General features: G+C 57.9%; 16 protein-coding genes. 12 read left to right on the top strand and 4 right to left on the bottom strand.

Features of this window, described 5'->3' with window-relative positions:
* Positions 1 to 30 precede the first annotated feature (30 nt).
* The 4 genes from betC to ED661_RS20710 all read left to right on the top strand — a co-directional run bounded on the left by betC (position 31) and on the right by ED661_RS20710 (position 5,371).
* Complete coding sequence (gene betC, locus ED661_RS20725) at positions 31 to 1,539, top strand: choline-sulfatase (protein ID WP_122076738.1); 1,509 nt, start codon at positions 31 to 33, stop codon at positions 1,537 to 1,539.
* A gap of 48 nt (positions 1,540 to 1,587) precedes the next feature.
* Positions 1,588 to 3,045, top strand: a complete 1,458-nt coding sequence (gene betB, locus ED661_RS20720; protein ID WP_122076735.1) for a betaine-aldehyde dehydrogenase — start codon at positions 1,588 to 1,590, stop codon at positions 3,043 to 3,045.
* Positions 3,046 to 3,255: 210 nt separating this feature from the next.
* On the top strand, positions 3,256 to 4,911 hold the full coding sequence (gene betA / locus ED661_RS20715; RefSeq protein ID WP_122076733.1) for a choline dehydrogenase: 1,656 nt from the start codon (positions 3,256 to 3,258) through the stop codon (positions 4,909 to 4,911).
* A 220-nt stretch (positions 4,912 to 5,131) separates the two neighbouring features.
* Positions 5,132 to 5,371, top strand: a complete 240-nt coding sequence (locus ED661_RS20710; RefSeq protein ID WP_122076730.1) for a YdcH family protein — start codon at positions 5,132 to 5,134, stop codon at positions 5,369 to 5,371.
* A gap of 123 nt (positions 5,372 to 5,494) precedes the next feature.
* Here the strand turns inward: ED661_RS20710 and ED661_RS20705 are convergent, their stop codons facing one another.
* From ED661_RS20705 to ED661_RS20695, 3 genes are all read right to left on the bottom strand, one after another.
* Entirely contained in the window at positions 5,495 to 6,883 is a 1,389-nt protein-coding gene (locus ED661_RS20705) for a short-chain fatty acyl-CoA regulator family protein (protein WP_122076727.1), read from the bottom strand.
* A gap of 65 nt (positions 6,884 to 6,948) precedes the next feature.
* The gene (locus ED661_RS20700; protein WP_122076725.1) at positions 6,949 to 8,160 is read right to left on the bottom strand and encodes a multidrug effflux MFS transporter; all 1,212 of its coding nucleotides are present in this window, start codon (positions 8,158 to 8,160) and stop codon (positions 6,949 to 6,951) included.
* Positions 8,161 to 8,208: 48 nt separating this feature from the next.
* Positions 8,209 to 9,525, bottom strand: coding sequence for a M10 family metallopeptidase (locus ED661_RS20695; RefSeq protein ID WP_122076722.1), 1,317 nt, complete (start codon positions 9,523 to 9,525; stop codon positions 8,209 to 8,211).
* A 241-nt stretch (positions 9,526 to 9,766) separates the two neighbouring features.
* Between ED661_RS20695 and ED661_RS20690 the strand changes: the two genes are divergently transcribed.
* From ED661_RS20690 to ED661_RS20660, 8 genes are all read left to right on the top strand, one after another.
* On the top strand, positions 9,767 to 11,299 hold the full coding sequence (locus ED661_RS20690; protein ID WP_122077121.1) for an acyl-CoA carboxylase subunit beta: 1,533 nt from the start codon (positions 9,767 to 9,769) through the stop codon (positions 11,297 to 11,299).
* 155 nt (positions 11,300 to 11,454) lie between these two features.
* Complete coding sequence (locus ED661_RS20685; protein ID WP_122076719.1) at positions 11,455 to 11,877, top strand: hypothetical protein; 423 nt, start codon at positions 11,455 to 11,457, stop codon at positions 11,875 to 11,877.
* Entirely contained in the window at positions 11,874 to 12,443 is a 570-nt protein-coding gene (locus ED661_RS20680) for a DUF6497 family protein (RefSeq protein WP_122076717.1), read from the top strand. The genes ED661_RS20685 and ED661_RS20680 overlap by 4 nt, the downstream gene beginning before the upstream one ends.
* A 214-nt stretch (positions 12,444 to 12,657) precedes the next feature.
* Positions 12,658 to 12,798 (top strand): hypothetical protein, encoded by a 141-nt coding sequence (locus ED661_RS22040; protein ID WP_162930210.1) that lies wholly within the window; start codon positions 12,658 to 12,660, stop codon positions 12,796 to 12,798.
* A gap of 69 nt (positions 12,799 to 12,867) precedes the next feature.
* Positions 12,868 to 13,224, top strand: a complete 357-nt coding sequence (locus ED661_RS20675) for a hypothetical protein (RefSeq protein ID WP_122077119.1) — start codon at positions 12,868 to 12,870, stop codon at positions 13,222 to 13,224.
* A 277-nt stretch (positions 13,225 to 13,501) separates the two neighbouring features.
* Positions 13,502 to 13,705, top strand: a complete 204-nt coding sequence (locus tag ED661_RS20670; RefSeq protein WP_122076714.1) for a hypothetical protein — start codon at positions 13,502 to 13,504, stop codon at positions 13,703 to 13,705.
* Positions 13,706 to 13,842: 137 nt separating this feature from the next.
* Positions 13,843 to 15,894: an acetyl/propionyl/methylcrotonyl-CoA carboxylase subunit alpha gene (locus ED661_RS20665; RefSeq protein WP_122076711.1), complete on the top strand. Its 2,052-nt coding sequence runs from the start codon at positions 13,843 to 13,845 to the stop codon at positions 15,892 to 15,894.
* 186 nt (positions 15,895 to 16,080) lie between these two features.
* The gene (locus ED661_RS20660) at positions 16,081 to 16,581 is read left to right on the top strand and encodes a hypothetical protein (RefSeq protein WP_122076708.1); all 501 of its coding nucleotides are present in this window, start codon (positions 16,081 to 16,083) and stop codon (positions 16,579 to 16,581) included.
* Between the two features lie 4 nt (positions 16,582 to 16,585).
* On the opposite strand, the gene ED661_RS20655 is transcribed toward ED661_RS20660, so the two are convergent.
* Positions 16,586 to 17,032 carry a DUF4174 domain-containing protein gene (locus ED661_RS20655; protein ID WP_122076705.1) on the bottom strand — a complete coding sequence of 149 codons (447 nt, stop codon included), beginning with the start codon at positions 17,030 to 17,032 and terminating at the stop codon, positions 16,586 to 16,588.
* Positions 17,033 to 17,171: the final 139 nt, after the last annotated feature.

The raw sequence follows: 17,171 nt of genomic DNA, 5'->3' as shown, positions 1-17,171 counted from the left end.
CCAGGCCCCCAAACACGGGAAACGACGCGGATGACAAAGCCAAATATTCTGGTTCTGATGGTTGATCAGTTAAACGGGACACTTTTCCCGGATGGTCCGGCCGAGTGGCTACATGCGCCAAACCTGAAAAAACTGGCCGCGCGTTCGACCCGTTTTGCCAATGCCTATACCGCTTCGCCGCTCTGTGCGCCGGGGCGTGCCTCTTTCATGTCCGGCCAGCTGCCATCGCGCACTGGCGTCTATGACAATGCTGCCGAGTTCCGCTCTGACATTCCCACCTATGCCCATCACCTGCGTCGTGCGGGCTACTACACCTGCCTCAGCGGTAAGATGCATTTTGTCGGCCCCGACCAGCTGCATGGGTTTGAGGATCGCCTGACCACCGATATCTACCCGGCCGATTTTGGCTGGACGCCGGATTATCGCAAACCTGGGGAGCGCATTGACTGGTGGTACCACAACATGGGCTCCGTCACCGGGGCAGGGGTGGCCGAGACCTCCAACCAGATGGAATACGACGACGAGGTGGCTTATAATGCCACCGCCAAGCTCTATGAGCTGTCACGTGGCTTGGATGACCGCCCCTGGGCGCTGACCGTCAGTTTTACCCACCCCCACGACCCCTATGTGGCGCGTAAGAAATACTGGGATCTCTACGAGGATTGCGCTCATCTGTTGCCCGAAACTCCGGCGATGGACTACGAGGACCACGACAATCACGCCAAGCGGATTTTTGACGCCAATGATTGGCGCAGCTTTGACATCACCGAAGATCACATCAAACGCGCCCGCCGGGCCTATTTCGCCAATATCTCATATCTCGATGACAAAATCGGCGAGATCCTGCAGGTATTGGAAGACACAAGGCAAGAGGCCACCATCCTCTTTGTCTCGGATCATGGCGACATGCTGGGCGAGCGTGGCCTCTGGTTCAAGATGAGCTTCTTTGAGGGTTCCGCCCGTGTGCCGCTAATGATTTCATCTCCCGACCTGCCTGCCGGTCTGGTTGAAACTCCTGTGTCAACGCTGGATGTGAATCCCACCTTGGGCGCCCTTGCGGGCCTACCAATGGAAGAGATCGCGCCCTGGACCGATGGCGAGGATCTGTGCCCGCTGGCCAAAGGCGAAGAACGCACCAGCCCGGTGGCCATGGAATATGCCGCAGAGGCCTCTTATGCGCCACTGGTGTCGCTGCGCTATGGCAAGTGGAAATACAATCGCTGCAGCCTTGATCCAGACCAGCTGTTTGATCTGGAGGCGGACCCAAAGGAGCTGAGCAACCTGGCTGATGATCCGGCTCATGCAGGCACTCTGCAGACGCTCAAGGCCAAATCTGAAGCGCGTTGGGATCTGGCGCGGTTTGACGCCGATATTCGCGCCAGTCAGGCGTGCCGCTGGGTGGTTTATGAGGCCCTGCGGCAGGGGGGATATTACCCCTGGGATTATCAGCCATTGCAAAAAGCATCCGAGCGCTACATGCGCAATCATATGAATCTCGACACGCTAGAGGGGGACAAAAGATTCCCGCGTGGAGAGTAAGCCTTTCTTCGACCCTTCTTCTCGAATGACAACAGATGTGAGTTCAAAATGACCCATCCAGCCCAACCCACCGCCAGCCATTTCATCAATGGCGAATATGTAGAAGACACAGCTGGCACGCCGATCCCGGTGATCTATGCCGCCACTGGCGAGCAGATTGCCACCGTCCATGCTGCCACGCCCGCCATTGTTGAGAAGGCACTTGCAAGCGGCAAAGCCGCGCAAAAGGCCTGGGCCAAGATGAGCGGCACCGAGCGGGGCCGCATTCTGCGCCGCGCTGCCGACATTATCCGCGAACGCAATCATGAGCTGTCGGTGCTGGAGACCTATGACACTGGCAAACCGATGCAGGAAACCCTGGCGGTAGACGCCACTTCGGGTGCCGATGCGCTGGAGTATTTTGGCGGTCTGGCAGGCAGCCTCACCGGTGAGCACATCCCATTGGGTGAGGACTGGGTGTATACCATTCGCGAGGCCCTGGGGCTTTGTGTTGGCATTGGCGCCTGGAACTACCCGACGCAGATCGCCTGCTGGAAGGGCGCGCCGGCGCTGGCCTGTGGCAATACCATGGTGTTCAAACCCTCCGAGGCAACACCACTCTGTGCCTTGAAAGTTGCCGAAATCCTGCATGAGGCGGGTCTGCCTGCCGGTGTTTACAACGTGGTTCAGGGCATGGGCGAAGTTGGTGCCGCGCTGGTCACTGATCCGCGCGTTGACAAGGTCTCGCTGACCGGATCTGTGCCCACGGGTAAAAAGGTCTATGCCGCCGCTGCCGCGGATATGAAACATGTCACCATGGAGCTGGGTGGCAAATCGCCAATGATCGTCTTTGATGACGCCGATATCGAAAATGCCGTGGGCGGCGCCATCAATGGCAATTTCTACTCCTCCGGGCAGGTTTGCTCAAATGGGACGCGGGTTTTTGTCCAGAAAGGTATCAAGGAAAAGTTCCTGGCCCGCTTGGCGGAACGGACTGGCAATGCGGTGATCGGTGACCCGATGGATGAGGCCACCAGCTTTGGTCCCATGGTCAATGAAAACCAGATGAATATCGTTTTGGGCTACATCGAGAAGGGCAAGGCCGAAGGCGCGCGGCTGATCTGTGGCGGTGCACGCTGCGACATGCCGGGCTGGTACCTGCAGCCCACCGTCTTTGCCGATGTCACCGATGATATGACCATCGCCCGCGAAGAGATTTTTGGACCGGTCATGTCGGTGCTGGATTTTGAAACCGAGGAAGAAGTTGTGGCCCGCGCCAATGACACCGAATTTGGCCTCTCGGCTGGCGTCTTCACCAGGGACTTCACCCGTGCACACCGGGTGATTGGCAACCTGGAAGCCGGTAGCTGCTTTATCAATTCCTACAATGACGCGCCTGTTGAAGCACCATTTGGCGGGGTGAAAGCCTCTGGTGTGGGGCGTGAGAACTCCAAAGAAGCAATCAAGCATTTTAGCCAGGTGAAATCGGTCTATGTGCGCATGGGTGATGTTGAGGCTGCTTTCTGATTGCCCTTTGGGTCAACGCCCACCCACCCGCCCCGTTGCCCCAAAGGGCAATGGGCGCGGATTTGATGAGAAACCTGCCGAGGGTGAGATGCGCCCTCGGTAGACCTGAATAATGAAGATGCAGAGCCTTACCATCACGAGGATAAACCGCCGATGCGGGGGACCAAATGGTGGTCTTGATCTTGTGGGTCTCTGCGATGGAGAGATGCGATGAAAGCGGATTATGTGATTGTAGGGGCGGGCTCGGCGGGCTGCGCCATGGCTTACCGTTTGTCTGAGGCGGGGAAATCCGTCCTGATCATCGAGCATGGTGGCACCGATGTTGGGCCGTTGATCCAGATGCCCGGGGCCCTGTCTTATCCAATGAACATGTCGCTTTATGACTGGGGTTACAAATCCCAGCCCGAGCCAAACCTGGACAACCGCGAGCTGGTAACACCACGCGGCAAGGTGATTGGGGGCTCCTCCTCGATCAACGGGATGGTCTATGTGCGCGGCCATGCAGGCGATTACAATCACTGGGCCGAAAGCGGTGCCCAGGGCTGGTCCTATGCGGATGTACTGCCCTATTTCAAACGTATGGAGACCTGGGATAATCGAGGCCAGGGCGGCGACGCCGACTGGCGCGGCAAGGATGGTCCGCTGCATGTGACCCGTGGTCCGCGCGACAACCCGCTGCATGATGCCTTTGTGTCGGCTGGCGAGCAGGCGGGCTATCCGGTGACGGAAGACTACAATGGCGAACAGCAAGAGGGCTTTGGCCCGATGGAGATGACCGTTTACAAAGGTCAGCGCTGGTCTGCCGCCAATGCCTATCTGCGGCCTGCGTTGAAGCGTGATAACTGCGAAATGATCCGCGCCCTGGCCCGTAAGGTGGTGATCCAGGATGGCCGTGCCACTGGTGTTGAGGTCGAACGCGGTGGCAAGGTTGAGGTGATTGAGGCCGATATCGAAGTCATTCTGGCTGCCAGCTCGATCAATTCGCCCAAGCTGTTGATGCTGTCCGGCATTGGCCCCGCTGAGCATCTGGCAGAACATGGGATTGAGGTGATCGCAGACCGCCCTGGCGTTGGGCAGAACCTACAGGACCATTTGGAGTTCTATTTCCAGTTTGCTTCCAAACAGCCGATCACCCTGTTCAAATACTGGAACCTGTTGGGCAAGGCCTGGGTCGGAGCCCAGTGGTTCTTGAGCAAGACCGGGTTGGGCGCCTCGAACCAGTTTGAAAGCGCGGCTTTCATTCGGTCTGACAAGGGGATTGATTACCCCGATATCCAGTATCACTTCCTGCCCATTGCGGTGCGCTATGATGGTCAGGCCGCAGCCGAAGGGCATGGGTTTCAGGCCCATGTCGGGCCGATGCGATCGGGATCACGCGGAGAGATCACCCTGGCCAGCGCCGATCCAAAGGACGCGCCAAAGATCTTTTTCAACTATATGTCAACGGAACAGGACTGGATTGATTTCCGAAAATGTGTCCGGCTGACCCGTGAAGTCTTTGCCCAGGATGCCATGACGCCCTTTGTGAAGCATGAGATCCAGCCCGGTGAAGCCCTGCAAAGCGATGCGGAGATTGATGGCTTTATCCGCGAACATGCCGAAAGCGCCTATCATCCCTGCGGCACCTGTAAAATGGGGGCGCTGGATGACCCGATGGCCGTGGTTGATCCTGAATGCCGGGTGATCGGCGTCGAAGGCCTGCGGGTGGCCGATAGTTCGATCTTCCCAAGGATCACCAATGGCAATCTCAACGGCCCTTCCATCATGACGGGGGAAAAGGCCTCGGATCATATTTTGGGGCGGCGTCTGCCTGCTTCCAATGCTGAGCCATGGTTCAATAAGAACTGGCAAGAGAGCCAACGCTAAGCTGACCTCCTGATCCACCAAGAAATAGAAGGCCGTCGCTCCTGTTATGCAGGAGGGCGGCCTTTTTCGGGACCTGCGGCCACTGGGATTGAAATGGCATTAAGGGTGCAAAAAAAACACAGCCATATTTGTGTTTTGAGATGTTTGTTTGATCCGAGTCAAGGTGGCGCCGCTGTGGGGGCAATAGCTTACCCGTGACCCCAATATAAGGAGCGAACAGATGTCCAATACACCCCACGAGCTGGCAGCAGAATTCCCCGACAAAGTCGAAGCGATGAGCCAGCTGAAACAGTCTGACGCACATTTTGCCAAGCTGGCGGATGAGTATCACGAGATCAACCGGGCGGTTCACCGTGCCGAAACCAATGTCGAGCCGCTGGAAGAGCTGGCAGAGGTAGAGATGCGCAAAAAACGTGGTGCGCTCAAAGATGAGATCTGGAGCATTCTGGCCAAGGCCTGATGCCAACAGAGCTTAGGTTGCCAGGGTCTGAAACAGATTGAGGCAGGGCAGCTAACACAGTGCATTCACGAGTATTGGGGGCGTTTTACGCCCCCTTTTTGTTTCCTCATCAGAGGCCGCGGCCTAACTGACTTCGTAGGGGAGAACGCCGCGTTGATCATTGTTGATACTCAGACGCCGTTCCAGCGGCGGAACCGAGCGCTGATGGCAGGTCTTGCGCTCGCAGATGCGACAGGAAATGCCAATGGGCTCATAGGCCGAGGCATGGCTCATATCCAGATTGTCCGCATAAACCAGGGCCTGAGCGTGACGGACTTCGCAGCCCAGGGCAATGGCGTAGCGCCGCACTGGTGAGCCAAAAGAGCCGCCGGACTTCGACACATCCCGCGCCAGCGAGATATAGCGCACCCCGTCCGGGGTTTCGGCCAGTTGGCGTAGGAACCGCCCCGGCGTTTCAAAGGCACGGTGCACATTCCACAGCGGGCAGGCGCCGCCAAAGCGGGCAAATTGCAATCGCGTGGCAGAGTGGCGTTTGGTGATGGTTCCTGCCTGATCGACCCGCACAAAGAAAAAGGGAATACCCTTGGCGCCGGGGCGTTGCAGGGTAGAGAGCCGATGGGCCACTTGTTCGATCGAAGCGCCAAACCGGGTGGCAAGGCGCTCCAGATCGTGGCGGTCCTCCTGTGCGGCGGCAAGAAAGCGACCATAGGGCATCAGCGCGGCGCCGGCAAAATAGTTGGCGAGGCCAATCTTGGCGATGGCGCGGGCCTCATCGCTCTGGAAACGGGCAAAATCGAGCGTTGCCTCCAAGAGGCTTTCCTGACTGAGCAGGGCCACTTGCAGTAGCAGCTGAAACACCTGGGTTGGCGGGCTGGAGCGGTTGGACAGGCGCAGGGTGCGGGTCTCAGGGTCATAGCCGCGTAGCCCGTCCATATCGGTGATCAAAATGGTGATGCCGGCATTTTCCAGTGCATTGGTTGCTGCCAGTCGTACATCTGCGGATCCGGCAAAGCGCTCGGCGGCGCGGTCCATCGCGTCGATGTAATTGTCGCAATAGTGAAAAAAGTCGCGCACCTCTTCCCAGGGGCTGGCCTGAATGCGGGAATCTTCTCGTCCCAGGGCCTCATCCAAAGAGGCCAGCCGTTCATGGGTCTGACGATAGGCGCGATGCAGGCTGAGAAAAGCGCGCGCCAAAGCGGGCGCATTGGAGGCGGTGAGACGCAGATCCGCCAGAGGCGGTGCCTCATCGGCAAAGACCGGATCGGCCATGGCCTCGCGCATGTCACTGACCAGCCGTTCGCTGTCACCGGTGGACAGCTCGGTCACATCGAGGCCAAATTCCTGTGCCAGCGCCAGAACAACGGTGGTCGAGACCGGCCGGTTGTTGTTTTCCATCTGGTTGAGATAGGGCAGGGAAACACCGAGCTTGGCCGCAAAGTCTTTTTGCGTCAGCTCAAGCCGGGTCCGCATCTCGCGCAGTTTTGCACCGGCGTAGAGTTTCTGAGTGGCCATGATCCGTACCTTTGCAAAACTTCTGTCCTGCAAAAGTATAATTGCAAACTCGGGTCCGCAGCAAGCTAGCGCCCCAATTGTTTCTCTCGCAGGATCACAAAGACGATCGACAAGAGCCCGGCGACGGCGGTGACAAACATGAGCAACAACAGGGGAACAGCTGTCGAATCCGGTTTCAAAAGGAAGCCGGCATAGGCGCTGAGCGCGGCGCCGGCGCCAATCATGATTGCGCCGCTGAGGCCTGATGCGGTGCCCGCCAGATGTGGGCGTACCGAAATCGCACCGGTGGTGCCATTTGGAATGGCCATGCCATTGCCCAGACCCACAAAACACATCAATCCAAAGAAGGTCAGGACGGTGTCAGCCCCGGCCAGGGCGATAATCAGAGAGACCAGCACTCCAATGCCGTTGATAATGCAGCCCCAGAGCACCATTGGATTGATGCCAATCCGATTGGAGTATCGCCCTGATAAGAAATTGCCAGCGAAGTAGCCTATTGCCGGGGCGGAGAAATACACCCCCAGCTCGGCACTGGTGAGCCCATAGATCTCGGTTCCCAAAAAGGGGGCGCCGCCCAGGTAGGCAAAGAAGGAGCCGGAAGCGAGACCGGAAGCCAGAGAATAGCCCCAAAACCGTGGCGAGCGGAACAGTTCCGGATATTCAGCAAACTGAGCGCTGAGTGTTTTTCCGCTTTTGTGGGCGGTTTCGCCAAAGTCGAAATAGGTGACCGCCAGGGTCAGGGCCCCCATGACAAAGAGCATCCAAAAGATTGAAGTCCAGCCAAACAGCTGGTCCAGAAAGCCACCAATGGCTGGGCCAATCATCGGCACCACGGCCATCCCCATGGTGACATAGCCGATCATGCTGGCAGCATCATTGGTGTCATACATGTCGCGCACAGCGGCGCGGCTCAGCACCATGGTGGCGGCGACAACGGTCTGCGCCACGCGAAAGAACAAAAACACTTCGGCTGTGGGGGCGTAGATACAGCCCAGTGTCGCCAGTAGAAACAGAGCCATACTGGCCAGCAACACCGGGCGGCGACCCATTTGGTCTGAAATTGGCCCCACAAAGATCTGCACAACTGCATTGCCCGCCAGGTAAAGCGCGACGGAGAGTTGCATCACCCTGTAGTCGACCTGAAAATACTCAGCCAGGCTGGGCAGGGCGGGAAGATGCAGGTTCATCCCCAGCGCTGAAAGGCCAGCCAGCAGGATCAGTGTCGCAATATGCGGTTTGCTCAAGCCGCGCTTTGAGGAGCTTTGGGAGTTTTGCATCTCTTCGGCTTAGTTCAGCGCAACAGGATTGTCTATCTGTGGCGCCACCTAAACGAGAAAGTCATCGCCAAGGCTGCTTAACGTCACGTCGAGCAGCAGCAGGCTGTTGTTGCTTCCAAAGTCGAACAAGAGACCCGCATCGGTGTCCCGGGCTTTACCCAACAGGTCGTCGCGGTCGCCATGGCCCCCAATATTGAGGAGATCTTTACCGGGCTTGAAATCGCCGACAGTATCCGCGCCCCCGTTGTTCTTGAAAATGAAGACGTCTTTGCCGCGCCCGCCAATTAGGAAATCATCGCCGGCCTGGCCGTCCAGCCTTTCCTGGCCACGGTTGCCACTGAGCCGGTCATCACCTGCTCCGCCCTTCATTCGATCACCGCCACGGCCACCAAAAATCAAATCATCCCCATGATCGCCCCAGAGAGTGTCGCCGCCCGAACCGCCTTCCAATCGATCATCGCCGCCTTTGCCCGCCAAAAGATCCCTGCCGCCATGTCCGCGCAGCAGGTTATCCAGGTCATTGCCAATGACCCGGTCGTTGCCCTTGGCGCCATAGGCGTTTTCGATTTCGGAGCCGAAGGTCACAACAACGTCGTGATCGGAGTCAAAGGAAGAGAAGGCGCCTTGCCGCAGGTCCAGGGTCACACCCGTGGTCCGGCCCGTTGCATCCAGCGCGTCGATGCCGCCGCTGTCCCAGATCGCGTCTACAGTGGTGGTGCGGCAACCAGTATAGCGAGTGTCAGCGTCATTGTTGACGGCAGCTCCCCAGATGTCTTGCAGGGCCACCACATCAAACAGCATCAGCGCGTCGCTGTGTTCGCCATTCAGAGGGTTCTCGCTGTAGGACATTAGCGAATAGAGGTTGCTTTCGTATTGTGCGGGCAGGGCGGGGTCTGCCTCAAACGGATGGCGCAGCCCCATGGCGTGCCCCAGCTCGTGCAGCAGTAGGTCGGTATAGCTCTCTGAAGACAGGTTCAATGTTGCGTCAAAGGCAACAAAGCCGTCCCATTGGGTAATGCGGTCCCCCTGGTAGCGAATACTATAGCCGCCGCTGCCGATGGTCGCGCCGGGCAGGGTGACAGCTGCCACGTTCAAATCCGGGTCACTGGTGCGTTTGGTTTGGACAAACTCGACGTTGAGGTAGCTTTCAATATGCGTAAGAGCGGATTCGAAGCTGGCCTTTTCAGCGGTTTTCAATCGTCGCCATCCGTCATAATCCGCTGTGGTCGGCAGGTCGCCGGGCTCACTGCCACCTGCATATTGATAGGTGATCTTGATAGGTGGGTTGCCGGTGCTGTTCAGCGGATCGCTGATATGGAAGCGCTCGTATTGCATGGCCTTGATGATTTCGTCGCGACTTAACATTGCTCTGCCCGTATCTGTTTGGAAATTGGCTTGATACTTGGGCCTCATCGCTGAACGAAGAGTGAACGCATTACGGCAAAAATATGTTGGATTGGATCTATTTTGGAAACAGTGTGAATATTAGCAATTATACAAGTTTCCACTCATCATATGCAAAAGATTTGCAAATTTGCCATTTATGGCTTTGGTCTGAGGCGCGTCGGCGATAGTCTGTCGCAAATTCTATATGGGGACCTGTGCCATGAAAGATATTCTGTCCGAACTGGAAGACCGTCGTAACGCCGCGCGACTGGGGGGCGGTCAGCGCCGCATCGATGCGCAACATGGGCGTGGCAAACTGACCGCGCGTGAGCGCATCGAGCTGCTGCTGGATGAGGGCAGTTTTGAAGAGTTCGACATGTTCGTGTCGCATCGCTGCACAGATTTTGGCATGGAAGATCAAAAGCCTGCGGGTGATGGCGTGATCACAGGCTGGGGCACCATAAACGGTCGTATGGTCTATCTGTTCAGCCAGGATTTCACCGTCTTTGGTGGCTCGCTTTCGGCAACCCATGCGCAAAAGATCTGCAAAATTCAGGACATGGCGATCCAGAATGGCGCGCCAATCATTGGTCTGAACGATTCTGGCGGGGCGCGTATCCAGGAGGGCGTCGACTCGCTGGCAGGCTATGCCGAGGTGTTTCAGCGCAATATCATGGCCAGTGGCGTTGTGCCGCAGATCTCGGTGATCATGGGGCCCTGTGCCGGTGGCGCGGTTTATTCGCCTGCGATGACCGATTTCATCTTTATGGTGAAAGACACCTCTTACATGTTTGTGACCGGCCCCGATGTGGTCAAGACCGTCACCAATGAGGTGGTCACCGCCGAGGAGCTGGGCGGGGCCTCCACCCATACCAAGAAATCCTCGGTGGCTGATGGGGCCTTTGAAAACGATGTCGAGGCTCTGGCCGAGGTGCGTCGCCTGGTGGACTTCCTGCCGCTCAACAACCGTGAAAAGCCACCTGTGCGTCCCTTCTTTGATGAGCCGGGCCGCATCGAGGATAGCCTGGATACCCTGATCCCGGACAACCCCAACAGCCCCTACGATATGAAGGAGCTGATCTCCAAAGTGGCGGATGAGGGTGATTTCTACGAGATTCAGGAAGACTACGCCAAGAACATCATCACCGGCTTTATTCGTCTTGAGGGGCAGACCGTGGGTGTTGTGGCCAACCAGCCCATGGTTCTGGCGGGTTGCCTGGATATCGACAGCTCGCGCAAGGCGGCGCGGTTTGTGCGCTTCTGTGACTGTTTTGAAATCCCTATCCTCACACTCGTGGATGTGCCCGGCTTCCTGCCTGGCACCAGCCAGGAATATGGCGGTGTGATCAAACACGGTGCCAAGCTGCTGTTTGCCTATGGTGAAGCCACGGTGCCAAAGGTCACTGTGATCACCCGCAAGGCCTATGGTGGCGCCTATGACGTTATGGCCTCCAAGCATCTGCGCGGTGATTTCAACTATGCCTGGCCCACTGCGGAAATCGCGGTGATGGGTGCCAAGGGAGCGACAGAAATCATCCACCGCGCTGATCTGGGCGATGCCGAGAAGATTGCAGCGCATACAGCGGATTATGAAGACCGTTTTGCCAACCCCTTTGTGGCGGCAGAGCGCGGCTTTATTGATGAGGTGATCCAGCCCAAATCGACCCGCCGCCGGGTTAGCCGTGCCTTTGCCTCACTTCGCGGCAAGTCACTGAAGAACCCTTGGAAAAAACACGACAACATTCCGCTTTAAGACACTGTTGCAGCGGGGGCTGTCTGCCCCCGCACCCCCGAGAATATTTGTGGAAAGATGAAAGGAAGGCGCGGGGTCATGAATGCGCTCTGGAAGGATCAAATTTTCACTATTTGCTCGGCCGTGTATAGCAAGCAGGAACAGAAGAGGTCGGCATGAAGCGGGGCGAGTGGAACATTCTGCAAGCCAAGGGGGCTTTGATAGTAGCGCGTCAGGTGCCGCCGCGGTTTGATGTCGCTGTCACTGTTGAGTTGCCCCTGGCGGATCCTTTGCGGATGGCGCAGCAGATCCGTCAAGATATGTGGCGGGCGGTGCAAAATGTGCGTGGGTTTTCTCCGGTGGTGAAGGTCGAAGAGCAGGGCGATGGCTTGCTGGTGACTGCGGGGGGGCGTGTTGCGGGGCGGGTGCCGGGCAATTTGGCCTCTGAGATCAAGGCTGTATTGGATGATAAGACAAAGCAAACTCGCTGGCTGCGGCATGCGCGGCGAGACAAGGTGCGCTCACAGAATGGGCAATCAGAAGTAAAACTGCCCAATTCTACAACAGGGTTTGACAAAGAGGACGTGACTGGACAATGATCCGCTCCAACCAACACCAGACAGCGCGCGCCAATGGCGAAGCGCCAGCAACCCCGCCCGGAGGAGCCCAAGCAATTGGGGGGCGGGGTTGCGGATTGGTGGGTTGGCTTTCCCCAGTTGTGAACAGGATTGTGCTCGCCACTGCGGCATTGCTTTGGTTGACTGTTCAGGCGGTCCGTGCGGATGAGCCTGGGCTGACCGGCGCCTTTGTCCCGGTGACGGTGCCCTCTGGTCAGCAGGTTTTGTTGTCCGAGGTGCTGCTGGATGAAACCCCTGGGGCGCTCTGGGCGCGGTTTCGGTTTGTTGCCCCTGCAATTTCACGCCAGGGAGCGCTGTCTGATGGGGCGGGGGCGGCTATGGATTTCCAGCGTAGCGCTGCGGATATGGAGCATCTGTGTGACTCTCTGGCGCTGGACTATCTGCACAAACATGAGCTTGCGGCGAGCATGGTGGTGATCTCTTTTTCGGACCGACCCGTTGAGTTTGGCACCGCTGATCCCGAGGCAACCCAGTTTTTTGAAGCCTATCGTCCTGATGATGGTGGCTGTATTTGGGAGGCTTTCTAATGTCTCTACAAGATCTTGCGGCTTACTCTTACCATCGGCGGTGTTTTGCGGCTTTGTGGCCACAGCGCCCCAAGCGGGTTGGTTTTCGATGTGATTCAGCCTGCAATCCGGCTATCCTTGTCGCGAAGGGGCACCGTACCCTTCGCAAATTGAGGTTGAGGCTGGACAGGGCAGAAGGTTCTGGCGGTCTCAGAAACATATTCAGGAGACAGAAATGTCCAAGAGCATCAAGTTTATCACGCTGGCAGGTCTGCTGGCGCTGGTTGCCGCCTGTGGCAATCGTGAAGAAGAGTTCGTTGTGGTTGAGCCCGAGCCCATCTCGGTCGAGCCAGCATACACCGGAAAATACAAGTAACGACACATGGGGTCCGGCCCTGTGGCCGGCCCCAGCCGTCCCTCGGGGTGCCGGATCGGAGGCACCGTCATGCTAAAGCACCGAGGGTTCCCCGGCCGTTTGCCGGGAACAGATTTTCAATTTATCGTCCGCCGCCCCAATCCCAAAGGGGTGACAGAACTAACCAAACGCGAGAGGTTTCGCGATCGCAAGCCGGCTGACCGGCGCGCTGATGCTGCCTTTATGCAGGCCCTGTTGCAGCAGTTTGGCGATCAGCCCTTTGAACGCGGCAATCTGGACGCCGGTCGGTTGAGCTGGCTTTTTGGACGCGAAGTTCTCCCCGCTGAAGATCCCTTTGATCCGGCCTCTTATGAGGCATTGTTGGTTCTTGATGTGGAGCTGGCACAGCGCACTTTCCCGGATGCATTTGAGGGGAAAGTTCTGTGATGCATGGGGCAAAACATAACGCTCTGGACCAGTGCGGACGGGGGGGCACCCCTGTCACTGTTGGGCCTGTTGCGGGTTTTGCCCCATCGTACCCCCAAGAGCCGAAGGTGTCTGTCGCACGCAGAGCGGCGCCAGCGGCAAAAGCCCGCCGAGAGATCACGGGTTTTGGGCGCGCCACTGCTCATTTGCAACGGTCCCACACCGCACTGTTGCCCGAATGCGCGGCAGCTGTTTCTTGGGGGGGAGAGCAGTTCTCCCCACAAGAAGGAGTATCATCATGCGGGCAATTCTTTTCACCTCTGCGCTGGGGCTTTGCACAGCCCTGTCAGCCTGCGGCGACACCACCGGCGAACAGGTCGCCATTGGTGCCGGTGCGGGCGCTGTTGGCTCGGCTTTGCTGGGGGGGCATCTGCTCACCGGCGCAGCTGTCGGCACTGCGGCCAATCTCATCTACTGCAAGGAAAACCCGGGCCGTTGCTAGGGCGAATACTGCATCTGTTTCTCTGATTTGCCCATCCAACCGGGTGGCTACAGATATTCACGCAAACGCTGCGGAGGGGCCAGGAGCCCCCCTGCGGCGTTTTGCATTTCGGCATACAAAAGAACAAGGGACTGCCAATGTTTGAAAAGATCCTGATCGCGAACCGGGGCGAGATCGCCTGCCGTGTTATCAAGACTGCCCGCAAAATGGGTATCAAAACTGTCGCCATCTATTCGGATGCGGATAAGCAGGCCCTGCATGTGCAAATGGCTGATGAGGCGGTGCATATCGGCCCGCCCCCGGCGAACCAATCCTATATTGTCATCGACAAGGTGATGGAGGCGATCCGCGCCACCGGTTCTCAGGCGGTTCACCCCGGCTATGGTTTCCTGTCGGAAAACTCCAAGTTTGCAGAGGCCCTGTCGGCCGAAGGCGTGGCCTTTGTTGGCCCCCCTGTTGGGGCGATTGAAAAGATGGGTGACAAGATCACCTCAAAAAAGATCGCCAAGGAAGCGGGTGTTTCTACAGTGCCCGGTCATATGGGTCTGATCGAGGACGCAGATGAAGCCGTGAAGATCTCGAATGAGATCGGCTATCCGGTGATGCTGAAAGCCTCCGCTGGTGGTGGTGGTAAGGGCATGCGGATTGCCTGGAACGACGAAGAGGCCCGCGAAGGCTTCCAGTCTTCCAAGAACGAAGCGGTCAACTCCTTTGGCGATGACCGGATTTTTATCGAGAAATTTGTGACCCAGCCGCGTCACATTGAAATTCAGGTGCTCTGCGATGCCCATGGCAATGGCATTTATCTGGGCGAGCGCGAATGCTCGATCCAGCGGCGCCAGCAAAAGGTGGTCGAGGAAGCGCCAAGCCCTTTCCTGGATGAAGCCACCCGCAAGGCGATGGGTGAACAGGCTGTCGCTCTGGCGCAGGCGGTGGACTATGCCTCTGCCGGCACCGTGGAATTCATCGTTGATGGCGACAAGAATTTCTACTTCCTGGAAATGAACACCCGCCTGCAGGTGGAACATCCCGTGACCGAGCTAATCACCGGCGTTGACCTGGTTGAGCAGATGATCCGCGTTGCCAATGGCGAGCCGCTGACCATCAAGCAAGAAGATGTGCAGCTGAATGGCTGGGCGATTGAAAACCGTCTCTATGCCGAAGATCCTTACCGTGGCTTCCTGCCCTCGATTGGTCGTCTGACCCGCTATCGCCCCCCAGCCGAGCTGTCGGGTGGTCCGCTGCTGGACAACGGCAAATGGCAGGGAGAGGCCCCGGCAGGCGAAGGTATCGCGGTGCGCAATGATACCGGCGTCTATGAGGGCGGCGAGATCTCGATGTATTATGACCCGATGATTGCAAAGCTCTGCACCTGGGCGCCAACCCGTGATCAGGCGATCGAAGCCATGCGCAACGCGCTGGACGGGTTTGAGGTCGAAGGCATTGGCCATAACCTGCCCTTCCTGTCGGCGGTAATGGATCACCCGATCTTTATTGAAGGGGCCATGACCACCGCCTTTATCGAAGAGCAGTATCCCGAGGGTTTTGTAGGTGTTGATCTGCCCGAAGAGGCGCTGCGCCGTGTCGCGGCCTCGGCGGCGGCGATGCACCGTGTTGCCGAAATCCGCCGCACGCGGGTATCGGGGCGCATGGACAATCACGAGCGCCGGGTTGGCAGCGATTGGGTGGTCTCTCTGCAGGGGCAGAATTTCCAGGTCTCCATTGATGCCGATCAGTTGGGGTCCACTGTCACTTTTGACGATGGCAGCCAGATGCGGGTCGCAAGCAAATGGACACCTGGCGATCAGCTGGCCAATTTGGATGTCGATGGTGCACCACTGGTGCTGAAGGTCGGCAAGATCTCTGGTGGCTTCCGGATCCGGTCGCGTGGCGCCGACCTCAAAGTGCATGTGCGCACGCCGCGTCAGGCTGAACTGGCAGAGCTGATGCCGGAGAAGGTCGCGCCCGATACCTCAAAGCTGCTGCTTTGCCCGATGCCAGGGTTGATCGTGAAGATCGATGTCGAGGTCGGTGACGAAGTTCAGGAAGGTCAGGCCCTGTGTTCTGTTGAAGCGATGAAGATGGAAAACATCCTGCGCGCCGAAAAGAAAGGCGTGATTGCCAAGATCAACGCAAGCGCTGGCGATAGCCTGGCGGTTGACGAAGTGATCATGGAATTTGAGGGGTGATCCCTAAGGCAGGCATAAGCCGGATTTCCCGGGCGGAGCGTAAGGCTCCGGCCGGGGGAACCGGGTGTCAGCAGCGGCCTTTGGGCCGCGCTGAGCCTGCCCCACTTTCAGGCCGATTGGCCATATGCACCAAATCTTCAGATCTCTGTGCGAGACCAACCTCATTGGTTTCTTGCGAGATGGCACATGTTTCGACTGGCAGTAGCTTTGATTTCGGCCCTGTTTCTTCTGTCCGGCTGCACGCTGGACAAGGAAGAGGAGCTGCGCCTTCAGCTCTCCGAATGGGTCACGCTGGGCGATACCTATTTCTTCGACTCCAGTGGCAGCTGCACGGCTGCCGTCTTTCATACCGACAGCCCGCGCATTTCTTCGCTGCTGCCAAAGGCGCGTTCGGTGGATACGGGCCTGAAAATGCTAGCCGAGGGACAAGCAGTGGTCTTCAAGGTGGGGGGCAAGTCTCCCAATGCACTGGTCGAGGCGATCATGTCGCGCGATCTGCCGCATGGCATCAGCGTGCTCAGCTCCGGTCTGGCCGGGGTCAACTGCATGAGCGAGCTGGTCAAATCAATCTACCATCAGGCGATCATGAATCCGACCTCACGTATGGCCTTGCTCCCCGAAGATCAGGCCATCATGATCGTGGATGGGCAGGCCAAGGCGGTGATTTACGTGCGCGGCAACAGCTAAAACCTCAGTTTTCGCGCCGGTCTTCGACCTCTTGCAAACGGTCCTGGAACTTGTCGATGCTGCGCGACAGCTCGCGCACCGTCCAGGGATGGGGTTTGCGCAGCTTTACACCGCCGTCCTTGCCGACCAGAACCAGCATGAACCCGCGGGGGCGCAGCTGTTTGCGCAGCGCCGAGGCGGGATTGGGGGTGGTATCTGTCAGCACCACGACATCGCGCTCCAGCAAGGCCTCTGCTTCACTGGTCAGGCGGGCCAACTGCTCTTTGAACCGGGGGTCTTCCGGGCTGTCGGCAAAGACAACAATCGGGCGCTTGTGCCACAAAAAGCTGGCGAGATCCGCTTCTTCTCCGGGCTGGACAAGCGCCGGGGTCTCTGGCTCGGCAGCCTGGGCTGAAGACACCAGGGCAAGCGGAAGAAAACTTGACAAAACAAGGGCTAGGATTGGTTTCATAATCTCTCCTGTTCGCCTCAATATATGCGCATGGCGCGTAAATGCGATGGGCAATCGCCCCATTGCTGGAAATAATTCCATCCCTGTTAATCGCTTTGAGAGGGTCTGCGGGCAATGATGTGGCCGACTCCCCTCCCAG

It is taken from the genome of Pseudophaeobacter sp. EL27 (assembly GCF_900313025.1).
GTDB lineage: Bacteria > Pseudomonadota > Alphaproteobacteria > Rhodobacterales > Rhodobacteraceae > Pseudophaeobacter.
The sequence above is the reverse complement of the archived record's forward strand: the minus strand, read 5'-3'. Positions and strand labels throughout refer to the sequence as shown.